Annotated in this window: 14 protein-coding genes; 1 reads left to right on the top strand and 13 read right to left on the bottom strand. The window is 27.5% G+C overall.

The features are described from left to right. Positions 1–16 precede the first annotated feature (16 nt). Complete coding sequence (gene rpmB, locus SOR60_RS04080) at positions 17–205, top strand: 50S ribosomal protein L28 (RefSeq protein ID WP_154539004.1); 189 nt, start codon at positions 17–19, stop codon at positions 203–205. Positions 206–286: 81 nt separating this feature from the next. On the opposite strand, the gene rpe is transcribed toward rpmB, so the two are convergent. From rpe to plsX, 13 genes are read right to left on the bottom strand one after another with little or no spacing between them, the layout of a single operon-like run. After that, a complete protein-coding gene (gene rpe / locus SOR60_RS04085; protein WP_320595272.1) occupies positions 287–943 on the bottom strand; it encodes a ribulose-phosphate 3-epimerase in 657 nt (218 codons plus the stop codon). Continuing rightward, entirely contained in the window at positions 937–1800 is an 864-nt protein-coding gene (gene rsgA / locus SOR60_RS04090; protein ID WP_154539008.1) for a ribosome small subunit-dependent GTPase A, read from the bottom strand. Before rsgA ends, rpe begins: the two co-directional genes overlap by 7 nt. Beyond that, positions 1797–3869 (bottom strand): Stk1 family PASTA domain-containing Ser/Thr kinase, encoded by a 2073-nt coding sequence (pknB, locus tag SOR60_RS04095; protein WP_154539010.1) that lies wholly within the window; start codon positions 3867–3869, stop codon positions 1797–1799. Before pknB ends, rsgA begins: the two co-directional genes overlap by 4 nt. Before the next feature lie 7 nt (positions 3870–3876). After that, a complete protein-coding gene (locus tag SOR60_RS04100) occupies positions 3877–4605 on the bottom strand; it encodes a Stp1/IreP family PP2C-type Ser/Thr phosphatase (RefSeq protein WP_154539012.1) in 729 nt (242 codons plus the stop codon). A 2-nt stretch (positions 4606–4607) separates the two neighbouring features. Further along, positions 4608–5633 carry a dual-specificity RNA methyltransferase RlmN gene (gene rlmN, locus SOR60_RS04105; protein WP_154539014.1) on the bottom strand — a complete coding sequence of 342 codons (1026 nt, stop codon included), beginning with the start codon at positions 5631–5633 and terminating at the stop codon, positions 4608–4610. 2 nt (positions 5634–5635) lie between these two features. Continuing rightward, positions 5636–6916 (bottom strand): 16S rRNA (cytosine(967)-C(5))-methyltransferase RsmB, encoded by a 1281-nt coding sequence (gene rsmB, locus SOR60_RS04110; protein ID WP_320595273.1) that lies wholly within the window; start codon positions 6914–6916, stop codon positions 5636–5638. Between the two features lies 1 nt (position 6917). Beyond that, positions 6918–7862, bottom strand: coding sequence for a methionyl-tRNA formyltransferase (gene fmt / locus SOR60_RS04115; RefSeq protein WP_320595274.1), 945 nt, complete (start codon positions 7860–7862; stop codon positions 6918–6920). Then, positions 7852–8316: a peptide deformylase gene (def, locus tag SOR60_RS04120; protein ID WP_154539020.1), complete on the bottom strand. Its 465-nt coding sequence runs from the start codon at positions 8314–8316 to the stop codon at positions 7852–7854. The genes fmt and def overlap by 11 nt, the downstream gene beginning before the upstream one ends. Positions 8317–8357: 41 nt before the next feature. Then, positions 8358–11879 carry a chromosome segregation protein SMC gene (gene smc, locus SOR60_RS04125; protein WP_320595310.1) on the bottom strand — a complete coding sequence of 1174 codons (3522 nt, stop codon included), beginning with the start codon at positions 11877–11879 and terminating at the stop codon, positions 8358–8360. Continuing rightward, positions 11870–12946, bottom strand: a complete 1077-nt coding sequence (locus SOR60_RS04130) for an elongator complex protein 3 (RefSeq protein ID WP_154539022.1) — start codon at positions 12944–12946, stop codon at positions 11870–11872. Before SOR60_RS04130 ends, smc begins: the two co-directional genes overlap by 10 nt. Next, a complete protein-coding gene (gene rnc / locus SOR60_RS04135) occupies positions 12939–13655 on the bottom strand; it encodes a ribonuclease III (protein WP_320595275.1) in 717 nt (238 codons plus the stop codon). Before rnc ends, SOR60_RS04130 begins: the two co-directional genes overlap by 8 nt. Next, on the bottom strand, positions 13655–13879 hold the full coding sequence (locus tag SOR60_RS04140) for a phosphopantetheine-binding protein (RefSeq protein ID WP_154539026.1): 225 nt from the start codon (positions 13877–13879) through the stop codon (positions 13655–13657). Before SOR60_RS04140 ends, rnc begins: the two co-directional genes overlap by 1 nt. After that, positions 13876–14850, bottom strand: coding sequence for a phosphate acyltransferase PlsX (gene plsX, locus SOR60_RS04145; protein ID WP_320595276.1), 975 nt, complete (start codon positions 14848–14850; stop codon positions 13876–13878). Before plsX ends, SOR60_RS04140 begins: the two co-directional genes overlap by 4 nt. Between the last annotated feature and the right edge of the window lie 23 nt (positions 14851–14873).

Raw genomic sequence — 14873 nt, forward strand, 5'->3', positions numbered from 1 at the left:
CTTGGAGGTGTAAAGTATGGCAAGAGAGTGTGATATCTGCGGAAAAGGTACAAAATTCGGTAACAAAGTTACTTTCTCCCATAGAAGATTAAACAGAAACTTTAAACCAAACGTTCATAAATTAAGAGCTAAAATCGATGGAAGCGTTAAAACAATCAACGTTTGTACTAAATGTATGAAAAGCGGTAAAGTTGAAAAAGCTTAATATTTAATGACAATAGTGCTAAAAGCATTATTTTTTCATAAAAAAGGACAGTTGCAAGATTACTTTTGCAACTGTCCTTTTTTATGAATTAAATATTTTATAATATTTAAAAACTTGGTCTTTAATTTCACCATTTGAAAATATATCTGATCCACTTACTACAAGATCTACTCCACTATCAATCACCCTTTTTAAATTATGTGTTTTTATTCCACCATCAATCTCAATAAGGCAATTTAATTCATTCTCGTCAATATATTTTTTAATATTTCTTACTTTATCTAATGAATCTTCCATAAATGACTGACCACCAAATCCTGGCTCTACACTCATAACAAGACATACATCTACTTTTTTAAGATATGGAAGTATACACTCGACTTTTGTTTTTGGTTTAAAAGTTAGTCCTACCTTAAGTCCTAACTTTCTTATTTTTTCAAGAGTTTTATTAAGGTCTGAGCATGCTTCATAATGAACAGTAATTATATCAGATCCACTATCTTTAAATTCTTCTAAATATCTGATTGGCTCATCTATCATAAGATGAGTATCAAAAATAAAATCATTATTTTTTCTAATTGATTTTATTAATCCAAAGCCAAATGAAATATTTGGCACAAAAACCCCATCCATTATGTCAAGATGAAGATATTTTATATTTGCATCTTTTAACTTATCCAAGTCAGCTTGGATATTTGAAAAGTTAGATGACAAAAGTGATGGTGCTAATTCTACCATTTTTCTCTCCTTCTTTTTATATCATCAAATAAAGTTAAGTAATTTTCATACCTTGTCTTGCTAATATATCCATTTAGTAAATCATCTTTAACCTTACATTTTGGTTCATTTATATGGTTACAATTATTGAATTTACATGACTTATTGTCAAATTCTTTGAAACAGTATTTAAGATTTTTCTCATCATCTATAAAGTCTAGGTCAAAACTATCAAATCCTGGTGTATCAAAAATGTTGGTATTTTTACCTAGATTGAATATTTCTATATGTCTAGTAGTATTCTTACCTCTTTTTGACTTTTCAGATATTGACCCTATTTCAATATCATAGTCAACAAGGTTTGATAAAAATGTAGATTTGCCAACGCCAGATGACCCAGAAACTGCAGATGTTTTACCTTTTAAAAGATTCATAATTTTGTCTTTTGGAAAGTCATTATAATTATCTATAAATATTAGTTTATAACCAATATTTTCATACATTCTTATAAATTCCAAGTCTTTTTCTTCAGCTAAATCCTTTTTGGATAATATTATAGCAACATCTATATTTATATATTCACACATGGCTAAGTACTTATCTATATTAAATAAGTTTAGACTGGGATTTTTTATAGTTACAAAATATAAGATTTGGTCAATATTCGCTATATTTGGTCTTTTGATTTCATTTTTTCTCTCTAAGATATTATTTATATATCCCTTATTATCTTCTCTAATTTCAAACTCAACATTGTCCCCAACTAAAGGTTTTATATTTTGATTTCTAAAAACTCCCCTTGCCTTACACATATAACTTTCATCATTAGCTAAAACATAGTATATTTCTTTTTGGGCTTTTATTATTTTACCAATCATTTATTTACTTCATATACTCCTTTGGATTCTCCATCAACTAAAATTTGAACCCTTGTACCTACAACTGACTTAAAATTTAAACTTAAGGTACCATCATCTCCAACTTCTTTGCTAGTATGATTTTGGTTATATAATAAATCTGTTTTTTGATTATCATCTGAAAGCTTATATATTTTTATATTAAAACTTTCTTTATCTTTTGGTGGAGTAATTGAAAAACTAACATTTACAGCTTCCTGTTGTTTTTTCTTGTCTTTTCCATCTTTTTCTTCTTCATTAGATTTATTATCAGTATTTTCTTTGCGACTTGGATCCTTACCATTTGATACCACAAGATCTATCTTAGAATTTTCTGCAACTTCTGTATTTGCTGATATAGATTGTGAAATTACTATTCCCTTTTCGATTGACTCAGAATATTCATAATTTATATTTCTTACACTTATAGAAGAATTTTCTGCAATAGATATTGCCTTTTCCTCAGTTTGTCCTACAAGGTTAGGTACGCTTACATTCTTAACTTCTGGTTCTTTTTTACCAAGACTTACATTGATGTCAATTTCACTACCACTTTGTACTGTTTCTCCAACTCTTGGATTTTGACTAATAATTTTATCTTTTTCGACTGTATCAGAATATTCACTATTTGTTTTTCCTAAAGAAAGTCCTACCTCTTTTAAGCTTTCTTCTGCTTGACTTACAGTCATATTTGAAAGATCTGGAACTTTAACCTCTCTACCTTGACTTATAACTAAGTTTACTGTTGAATAAGGTTTTACCTTTGCCTTGGGACTTGGATCTTGTTCCATTACTTTTCCTTCACCATAGTTATTAGATTCTGCATAGCGTGAAACATTAGCCTTTAAGTTTTTTGATTTTAGAAGCTTAACTGCCTCATCCTCACTTAAGTTTAATACAGTAGGAACTTCAACCATATTTGAGTTAGAACTTCTAACATAGTAAAATACGCCTAAAGCTAAAGCTAAAATTACAAGAAATATAGGCCAAATTTTTCTTTTCTTCTTTTTTTCTTTAAGATTTTTATTATCATCTCCAGGACTGACATATATAGCTTCATCATCTTCTTTATCTTCTTTTTTCTCTTCTAAAATTTTATCTTCATCATTTCTTTCTTCTGCAGGAATCTTTTCTTCAACTATAGGAATAAAGCTTGTTTCTTCTATATTATCTTCAACTACAGGAATTTTGGCTGTTTGTTCTTTTTTTATAGATCCTATATTATAATTTTCATCTTCTAAGGCTCTTATTAGCTCCTTAGCATTTGTAAACCTATCTTGAGGATTTTTCTCAAGTAATTTCATTATTATATCATTTAGTCTGTTGGATAGATTTTTATTTATCTCTTTAGGCTCAACAGCCTCATCTTGTATATGCATTACAGCGATACCAACAGAATTATCTGCATCAAAAGGGACTTTTCCTGTTGCCATTTCATACATAACTACGCCTAGAGAATAAAGGTCTGATTTCTCATCAACAAATTTTCCCTTAGCCTGTTCTGGTGAAATATAGTGAACTGTTCCAAGAATCGATGATGTATAAGTTATAGTTGCATTGGTTGATACTCTTGCTATGCCAAAGTCTGTGACTTTTAATAAGCCATATTTATCCATCAATATATTTTGTGGTTTTATATCTCTGTGTATTATATTTGATTGATGAGCTGAGCTTAAGGCTTGAGCAATTTGTATTGAATAGTCAACTATATCATGATTTGAAAGTCCATTTTTATTCTTATCAATAAGATCTTTTAAGGTTTCTCCATTGACATACTCCATTACTATATAATGTATTTTTTTACCAGATATTAAATCTTCACCTATATCATATACACTTACTATATTAACATGACTAAGTCTAGCCGCAGATAAGGCTTCATTTGAGAATTTCTTTACAAACTCATCATCTTCTTCATATTGATCTTTTAATACTTTTATTGCAACTTCTCTTTGCAATAGTCTATCAGTAGCCTTATAGACCTTGGCCATTCCTCCAACGCCAATAAGTTCTCTTAACTGATACCTATTTCCTAATATTATATTATCCATTCTAACCTCAAATCATAATTGTAGTAACTGTGATATTATCATGACCGCCTTTTTTTATTGCTAAATCGACAAGATTACTAGATATTATATCTGCAGAATTATTAGAAGCTATTATAGATTCAATCTCTAAGTCTGATACTTCGTTTGTTAAACCATCAGTAACCATCAAGACATAATCTCCATCTTTCATATCGCAAGATCTCGATTCTGGTCTAAGAGTTTCACTTACTCCAACAGCTCTCGTTATAGCAGACTTATTATCAAAATTCATTGCTTCTTCTTTTGTAAGAGATCCAGAATCAATTAAGTCATTAATCAAAGAATGATCTCTTGTGATAGGGTGCAATTCATTATCAGTATAAATATATGCTCTAGAATCCCCAATATGGGTTATATGATAAGTTTTTTTATCATAATCTAGGCAAACACAAACCACTGTAGTACCCATATTAGAATATTCCTCATGGGTCTTTGAAAGGTCTAATATTTTAATATTTGCATCCTTTAAGGCGTCTTCTTGTAAGTCTATAAGTGATTTATAAGATTTTATATCAGAATTTTTAATAAACTCTATGTAATATTTTGTAGCAAGCCTTGAGGCTATTTCGCCACCCTTATAACCACCCATACCATCAGCTACAATAAAAAAACATTGATTATCTATTTCTAAATTTCCATAGTAATCCTGGTTTTGACTTCTTACCTTGCCGATGTTAGAAATCGTACTAAATTTCATTTCTACCTCGCATAGTTATTTCTAAGTTGTCCACATGATGCATCAATATCCCTTCCCATAGATCTTCTTATTGTAGTATTGAGACCATATTTATTGAGTTTATTTTGAAATTGATTCATAATGCTGGATTTAGTTTTTGAGTGTCTAAACTCTTCAATTGGGTTAAGAGGTATCAAATTAATGTGGATATTTTTACCTTTAAAAAGTTTAGACAATTCTTTAACATCTTCTTCTAGATTATTTACCTTGTCTATTACCACATATTCATAAGATACTCTTCTTTTTGTCTTATCTAAATAGTAATCACAAGCCTTCACTATATCAGAAATCTTATATTTGTTAGCAGTTGGCATATATTTTTTTCTTTTTTCATCAAAGGCATAATGTAAAGATACTGCTAAATTTACATCTAATTTAGAATCAGCAAGTTCTCTAATCCTATCAACAAGTCCTACAGTTGAAATAGTAATGGATCTATGAGAAAGATTTCTTCCTCTAGGATCTGTTGTTATTTCTATAAATTTAATAATATTATCAAAATTATCTAAAGGCTCTCCTATGCCCATTACTACTATGTTGTTTATAGTTGAATTTTCTCTTTCTAATAGATAAATCTCTTCTATAATCTCTGATACATGCAGGGATCTTTCAAGACCATTTTTTGTAGAGGCACAAAATTTACATCCCATCCTACAACCAACTTGAGATGATATGCAAATTGTCACCCTATCCTCATATTGCATGAAAACTGCTTCTATAATATTTTTATCATCTAATTCTATTAAATATTTTTTGGTATTATCAAGTTTAGATTTGAATTTTTTTACTATTTTTAATTTAGGAAAGTAAAAAAGCGAGTCAAGTCTTTTCCTTAAATCCTTAGAAAGATCAGTCATCTTATAAAAATCATTTAATTTATTAATATGAATTTGCCTAAAAACTTGCTTAGCTCTAAATTTTTTAATCCCTAAATTATCAAATATTTCTTCTAATTCCTCAATTGATTTGTCATTAATAGTTCTTTTCATAATTATATCTTTTCAAATTTCGTCATAAAAAATCCGTCTGTATTATCTTCAAATGGAGTGTATTCAATATATGGTTTATCATCTATTGCTATATTTTTTAGTCTTTTCTTTTTAGTAAGATAAATATAGTTGTCTAAATTTTCATACATACCCAGAGTACAAGTAGAATAAAGAAGAATTCCTCCTTTTTTTAAATACATAAATGCCCTATCTAATATTCTTTTTTGAAGACTTGCTAGTTTTTTCACTCCATCCATATCTCTATTATATCTTATCTCAGGTTTTCTATCCATAACACCAAGTCCTGAACAAGGTAGGTCACAAAGAACATAATCAAACTTTTCTTTATATTCAGCTATATATTCACTTGCATCAAAATTTGTAATTTCAATATTTTTAAGGTTTAATCTCTCTATATTTTCATTAATTTTTGATAGTTTATTAAAAGAAATATCATTTGCAATAATATTTGCATTATTATTTACTAATTCTCCTATAAGAGAAGTCTTTGTCCCAGGTGCTGCACATAGATCAAGAATATTTGATCTTTCTCTAGGATTAAGTTCTTCACATACTTTGATGGATGCTTCAGATTGGATAGTAAAAAGACCTGCTTTAAATTCATTTGTACTTGCAAGTTTACTTGGATTTGTAATTCTTAAAGACAATTTGGAAATTTTTGAATCTGAAACCTTATATCCCCTCTTTATTAGAATTTTCTTTAAATCATCTCTGCTTATTTTTTTGTTATTTACTCTTATAGATATGAATCTTTTATCATTTAATGATAAAAGAAATTTTTTTGTAAAATCTTCATCATAGGATAGGTTTAGATATTCGATTATCCAAATTGGACAAGAATATTTTATAGATAAGTACTCGTATTCATTTTTTATATTTATCTTAGATAAATTTTTTTCATCTCTTATAAAAGATCTTAAAATAGCATTTACAAAACCTTTTGATTTATTAGATTCTTTTTTGGTAACATTTACTAATTCATTTACAATAGCATAGTTTTTCCTATCTAAAAAATGAATATTATATATACCTACTTCGAGAATTAGAAGGACTTTTTTATCTAATTTTTTTATTTTTATCTTCGATAATTTACTAATAATATAGTCAAGATAGAGTTTTCTTTCAATAACTCCGTATATATTTCTTGTTATATATGAAATATCCTCTCTCTCGCTTGCTATTTTATTTAAAATATCTGTAGACTTTTTGTTTTCGTAAAAAACTTCATAAAGTCCATCTACTATCAATTTAAAGTCATCCATACTAATCTATGTATATTCCCTTTTCAAAGTCATTTCCCAATAAAAAAGATTTTACATCCATAGCTTTTTTACCCGGAAATTGTATAATTTCTACTTTTATAGCCCCATCTTTGCATCCTATATCTATCAAGTCATTTTTATTAGCCTCATATACAAAAGATGGTTTAGAGTCTTCTTTAGCTATCGCCTTAGCTTTAAGAATCTTTATATTTTCACCCTTATAATTAAAATATGCCTTAGGAAATTCTACAAAGGCTCTAACTTTATTTACTATATCTTGCTTATTTTCATTCCAATCGATTTTACCCATTTTCTTATCAATCTTTTTTGTGAAAGTTGCCTTAGTGTCATCTTGCTTTATTCTTTTGGCAAACTTTTCTTCATAGTTAAGAACAGCTTCAAGAATCGCCTTACTCCCAAGATCCGACATCTTTTCACTTAAACTTATAAAATCATCTTCCTCTTTTATTTCATATTCTTTTTGATTTAATATATCTCCACTATCCATCCCCTTTTCTATAAGCATTGCTGTAGCATGCGTTATTTTCTCACCATTTAAGAGGGTATATTGGATTGGACTAGCTCCTCTATATTTTGGTAGAGATGAAGGATGAAGGTTTATAATCTTATTTTCAAATTTATCTAGTAGCTTTTCTCCTATAAGTTGCCCGAATGCAACTACAACTATAAAATCAATTTTTCTATCTGTAAGTTCTTTTAGAAATTCATCAGTGTTTACAGAATCAGGAGTTAAGACATCAACTCCTTTATCAAGGGCATATTGTTTAACAAGTGTTGGTCTAAATTTATTTCTATTTCTTTTTTTATCTTTACCACTAACAACTAAATCTACGTTTATATTTTCATTATTATAAAGAACATCCAAAGTTTTTAGAGCAAACTTTGGACTTCCCATAAAACATATATTTATTTTTCTATTGTACATCTTTGACTTCCTCTTCATAATCATCAATAAAAAGTTTGCCATTTAAATGATCAATCTCATGACATAAACAGACTGCCTTAAGTCCCTCTGCTTCTATCTGTTTTTCTTTTCCATCTTCATTTAAATATTTTACTATAACATGTGCTGGTCTTTTTACATTTGCATTAAAATTAGGTACAGAAAGACAACCTTCTACTCCAATTTGTTCGCCATCAGCTTCTATTATTTCGGGATTAATTAGCTTGATTAAACCATCCTCATCTCTAACATCTACTACTATAACTCTTTTTAAAAGACCTACTTGTGGTGCTGCAAGTCCCACACCATCGGCTTGATACATTGTATCAGCCATATCATCAAGTAAAACTCTTATTTTATCTGTAACTTCTTTAATTTCTTTTGATTTTTTTCTTAAAATTGGATCTCCAACTTGTCTTATATTTCTAATTGCCATATAAGCCTCCTTTAAATACTTTACTTTAATAGAATTTAGCTTCAATTATCAAAATCAATAGAATATATCTTTGAAATTCCGTTATCTTCTATAGTTACACCATGGATTTTATCAGCTAATTGCATAGTGGTTTGTCTATGGGTTATCATTATGAACTGTGTTTTATCTGATAAAGACTTTAGATAATTTATATATCTTTTTATATTAGATTCATCCATTGCTGCATCAATTTCATCTAATAGTGAAAATGGCGCTGGATTTGTTTCAAATATTGCAAACAATAAAGCTACTGCTGTCAAAGACTTTTCCCCTCCTGATAAAAGTGAAAGTGACTTTGTAGTTTTATTTGGTGGGCATGCACTTATTTCTATTCCTGCATTTAAGAAATCATCTGAGTCAAGGCTAAGTTTCGCCTTTCCTCCCATAAACAATTCTTTAAATATTCTTTGAAATTTATCATCTATTATATTGAAATTTTTAATGAATTCTTTTTTCATCTCTACTTCAAGTTTTTTTATCATTTCTTCTATATCTTTTTTTGACTCTTCCAAATCAGTTTTTTGTTTATCTAGAAAATCAAATTCATCTTTTGATATTTTATAAGATTCTTTAGAGTTTTCATCGAAAAATCCTACTTTTGATAGGTCTTTTTGTAATTTAAATAAATCTTCTTTTTTAACAGAAATTTTATTATCAAAGATTTTCTTATCTTTTAAGAGCTCAATTGATTCAGATATAAAAGGTCTAATTTCATCTTCCAAATTTTTATAGTCCTTAGATATAGACTCTAGACTATAATTTATCTTCACACTCTGCATGGAAAGATCATTTAATAGTTTCTCAATTTCTTTTGCTTCGATAATAAGTTTAGAATTTTTGAGTTTCTTATCCTCGATGTTATTTTGTATAGCTTTAACTTTATCTTTTAATTCAATTTTTCTTTTGTTTGAATAGTCAATCTTAAGTCTTATTTTTTCAACTGTATCTTCTAATTTTTTTATATCTTTTTTTATAGACTGTTCAAATTTATTAGAATAAGATATAGAATCTTGTAAATTTTGAATTTCACTTTCTTTATCTCTTATATTATTAACATATATATTTAAATCCCTTTTATTTATTTCAATATTATTTTCTAATTTAAATATATTATTAGATAAATCATTCAAAGTGGTTGTAAGATTTTCAATTACCTTTTCTAAAGATTCTCTATTTTTTTTTAGATTTTCTAAATTTTTCTTATAAACATCAATGTTTGAGTCATCTTCTTTTAAATCTTCTAATTTAAGTGATTCATTTAATTCATTAATTCTTTTTCTATTACTTTCTAATTCATAGTTTGACTTATCAATTTCTCTATTAAGCTTATCCATAGACATTTTTAACTCATCTAGATACTGACTAATCTTGTTTTTTTCTTTAATTTTATCATTAAACTTATTCTCTTCTATAGTAATTTTTTTTGATAAGTCTTTTTTATCTTCTCTTAATTTTAAAATCCTATTTCTTATATCACTTATTTTCTTATTTCTATTAAGTATAGCAGTATTACTTCTTCTGGATTTATTGACGCCTGCAACCATTGAACCCCAAGTATTTATGAGATCAAGATTTAACGAAATTATTCTATACCCTTTTATCTTATTAGATAAACTAATTGCATCATCTATATTTTTGACAACTACTGTATTATATAAAAAATGGTTAACAATATGTTCAAGTTTTGGATCATATCTTACTAGCTCATATGCCATAGCTATTACTTCGTCTTCATTAATTTTTGGTTTTCTACTTTGTTTAATAGAGTCAATAGGTAAAAATGTAAGCCTTCCTAGTTTATTTTTATTTACAAAATTAATTATTTCCCTAGTTTCTATCTTAGTCCTTGTTACAATATTTTGTAGACCTTGTCCTATAAGATTTTCTATTATATTCTCATATCCTTCTTTAACCGTTATTAGGTTTGCTAAAGTATCAATATATAAGTCTTCTATTTTGGTTCCCTTACTTTTGTTTAAAAAATCAGAAACAGAATAAAAATACCCTTCATGTTTTTCTAAAAGAGATTTTTGAATCTTATAGTTTGAAATTTCTTCTTTACTAGAGATATTATTTTGATTAATAAGATTTTTGAATCTTTCTATCTCATTGGAATTTTCATTAATTTTTTTTGAAATATCACTGAGTTTATTTTCGCTTTCTTCTTTCTTATCATTTAAATCTTGATATTTGTTTCTTAGAATTTCACTATAAGAAGATATTTTTTCAATATCTTTTTCTAAATTCTTAAGTCTTTCTTTTATTCTTTGGTTTTCTTCTTCTCTTTGTTTTTTTAAAATAGACTTAGTTTTCTGATTTAAATCATAATCATATACATTTTTTTCAAGAATAGATATTTCTTTGGAAATATTCTTTAAGTTTTTCTTATTTCCATCAAGATCTATTATTATATTCGACTTCTCTTTATCTTTTTTGCTTTTAAGACTAAGCATATTTTTAATATCTTGTTTAGTTTTTTCTAATTTTTTGTTTTCAATTTCAAGTGTATTTTGAGTATCTTCTAATTTATTTTTATAATTTTCCTTATCTTTTGTATTTCTATCTAAATCTTTTTGATTATAATCTAACTTTTGAAAATCTAGTTTAATTTGATTATTAAAATCTACAATCTTTTTTTCGAGATTTTGAGATTCATTTTCCATAGAATCATTTAATTCTTCTAATTCATTCAACTCTTTAGCTATAGGTTCAAGAGCTTTTTTTACCTTATTAAAATAGGCAGTTTTTTCTTCTTTTTTAAGATTTATCTCGTCTAGCTTTTTATATAAACTTTTCTTCTTGTCATTTAATCCTTTTGATTTAGACTTTAAATATATTAGAGATAGAGAATCTAACTTATCAACTATTTCTTTATGCTTATCAAAATTTTTAGCTTCATCTTCTAATCTTTCATTATCTTTTTTCTTATATTCCCATTCCCTTTGGATAACTTCAAGATCTTCATCTACCTTACTTAGTTTTTTAAGTGATTCTTCTCTTCTATACTTGTGGGTTGCAATTCCACTTGCCTCTTCAAATATATTTCGTCTTTCTTGGCTAGATGAATTTAAAATTTCATCTATCCTCCCCTGACCTATTACAGAATATCCTTCTTTTCCAATACCTGTATCTAAAAATAGTTCCTTTATATCCTTAAGCCTTACTCTTTTTCCATTTAATCTATATTCATTATCTCCATTTCTATATATTCTTCTTGATACTTTTATAAGATCATAGTTGCTATCTAGTTTCCTATCTTTATTTTCAAAAGACAGATTCACTTCCGCCATATTCATTGGATTCTTATCATCACTTCCTTGAAAGATTACATCATTCATGTTCCTTCCCCTGAGTGATTTCGCAGATTGTTCTCCAAGCACCCATTTTACAGCATCTGCTATATTGGATTTTCCTGATCCATTCGGACCAACTATTGCAGTAATTTGATTATCAAATTTTATTTTAGTCCTTTTAGCAAAAGACTTAAATCCTTTTAATTCAACGCTTTCAAGTTTTATACTAATTCACCACCGTAAGTTTTCTCCACATAATTTTTTATAAATTTACCTATATCATATGTTATATTTACATTTTTATAAGATATATATGACTTATCACTTTCTTTGAAATTAAGCTTTATTCCATATTTATCATAAAAGTATTTCTTATTTGAAGCTTTATTTCCTGCTATTATGGAAATTTCTCGAGGATTTATATTGATTTTTATGAACTCTTTTAAATTATAGTCTCTTATTAATTTTTCTAAATAAATCCTATTAATGAAAGATTCTACCAATTGCCTAAAAGCAGCATGAAAAGGACCTGCAACCACGTCCTTACCTTTGTTTATATTATCAGTAGGCTGAAGACCTACCCTAATTATATTAATATTTTTATAGAAATAAATCATATATATTTCAGATGAAACTCTTATAGCATCACCAAGGCTTAAAGCTTCAAATGAACCTTCATTATATAAGATCTCGAGTTTAGTATCTTTTATTACAAGGGTAGGATAGATTCTAACCATATCAGGTTCCATTTTCACAGACTTTATAGCTGTTTCTATAGATTTTTCATAAGAATCCTTAAAAAGCCCTGGCATAATTTGATGACCTAGGATAAAACCATATTCTTTTATAAGTTTTGATGCATTAAGAGAATCCAGACTTGTATGCCCTCTCTCATTTGCTTCTAGAATTTCATCATCCAATGACTGGATACCTAGTTCAATTATATCTACTTGATATTTTTTTAATATATCAAGAATAGAATTATTTATATAATCAGGTCGGGTCGATAATCTGATTCTATCAATAATTCCCTTCTTTTTGTAGTCTAGTGCTATTTTAAGATAAGAAATCATAAGAGTTGTGTCTAGCCCTGTAAAAGACCCGCCAAAAAATGCTATCTCCTTTAAATTATCATTTTTGGGAAAATAAGATAGGTAGCTTTCAATTTGTTTAATTGTATTTTCTGTATTTATTGAATCCTTATAATTTGTAATCTTAACTTGATTACAGAATGCACAATCATGTGGACATCCTAAAAAAGGTATAAAGATTGGAATAATATATTCTTTTTTAGACATTTGTTAACTTCTTGTATGCTTTCTTTGCAGCCATTTGCTCAGCTTCTTTTTTATTTTTTCCAAAGCCTTGACTTAGCTTTTTATTTTTCGCATAAACTTCCATATAAAAAGTCTTGTCATGCTCTGGTCCTTCTTCCTTTACAAGCTTATATTTCAATATAATTTTTGAAGTCTTATTAAAATATTCTTGTAGTTTAGTTTTATAGTCTATAAAAAGAAGGTCATCATTTAAAAGTTTCTTAACAGTTCCTAAATAATTTTTAAGTAAAAAATTTTTAAGATAATCATAACCTGCATCTAGATAAAGTGCTGCACAAAATGCTTCAAAAGTATCTGCCTTAACAGACTTCTTATTTTTTCCTTGATGATTAATTTCACCTTTTCCAAATAATAAGTAATCAGATAAGTTGAATTTTTCACTTGCTTTCGAAAATGACGAAGTACAAACAATTCTCGATCTGATTTTTGTAAGCTTACCTTCAGGGTAATTTTTATGATTTTTATAAAGCTCTTCGCTTACAATTAAATCAAGAACTGAGTCCCCAAGAAATTCTAGTCTCTCATTAGAATGCTTATTTTCTTCTTTTGTTTCATTTATATATGAAGAATGTGTAAAGGCCACATCTATAAGATTTTTATCCTTAAATGTGTAACCTATACTTTCTTCAAATTTTTTTATTTTTTCAAGTCTTTCTTTTGATAAATTCATTAATTTTTGCTTTCAATTAAAGATACTACATCTGAGAATTTTTCTATCTCATCTAGTTCATCATCAGAAAATTCAATATCATACTTATCTTCTACTGCCATTATAAAATCAAGCATATCTATTGAATCTATGTCATAATCAGATATATTTTTGTCAAAATCAATATCATCCCTGTCAATATCTAAATTTTCTAATACTAATTCTATTAATTCGTCTCTAATCATTTTAATTCTCCTCTTATTTTTTCAATTGTATTTGTATTTATATAGTCTATAAGTCCAAGAATTGCTGACTTAAAAGCCTTTTTATTAGAATTTCCATGTGCCTTATAGACATATTGATTTATACCCAAAAGTGGTGCTCCACCTATATCATCCGTATTATACTTTGATAAATTTTCTTTTAAACTATCCTTTAAAAGTGCTCCACCAATTTTAGTTTTCAATGATTTATATATTGAATTTTTAATTTCCTTACTAAGCAGGCTAATTATACCTTCTGCAGTTTTTATAGCAATATTACCATCAAATCCATCAGCTATTACTATATTAGTTTTTCCAGTAAAAAGGTCTCTTGCTTCGATATTGCCTTTAAAATTAAGGTCTGTATCTTTTAATAGTGCATAAGTTTCCTTGCTTACTTTATTTCCCTTATGCTCTTCCACTCCCACATTTAATAAAGAAACTGTTGGATTGTCTATATGAAGTACATTTTTTGCAAATACACTTCCCATAATTGCAAAGTCTCTTAAAAACTCTGCCTTACAGTCCATATTTGCTCCAGTATCTAATAAAAGTGTTTTATTTTCAAAAGTTGGTAAACTTGTTGCTATACAGGCTCTTTTTACTCCTTCTATTCTTCCAGAAATAAATAAGCCACTTGCTAAAAGTCCTCCAGTTGATCCTGCCGAAACAAGACCACTATAATTATCTTCATTTAATTTTTCAAATCCCTTTACTAGGCTTGAGTCTTTCTTTTTTCTTATAGCTCTTACTGGATCTTCATTGTTATCTATTCTATCTTTTGCATCTATAATTTCATAGATATCTATTCTTTGTGAAATTATATTTTCAATTTCCTCTTTATCTCCAACAAAGACTGGTATAAAATCTTTTTCTTTCAAGGCTTCTATAGTACCCTCTATAGGTATTTCGATGCCATCATCAGCTCCATAAGTATCTACTATAATTTTCATAATTTCCTCTTTTTTTAAAATTA

This window comes from Anaerococcus porci, from assembly GCF_034090325.1.
GTDB lineage: Bacteria > Bacillota > Clostridia > Tissierellales > Peptoniphilaceae > Anaerococcus > Anaerococcus porci.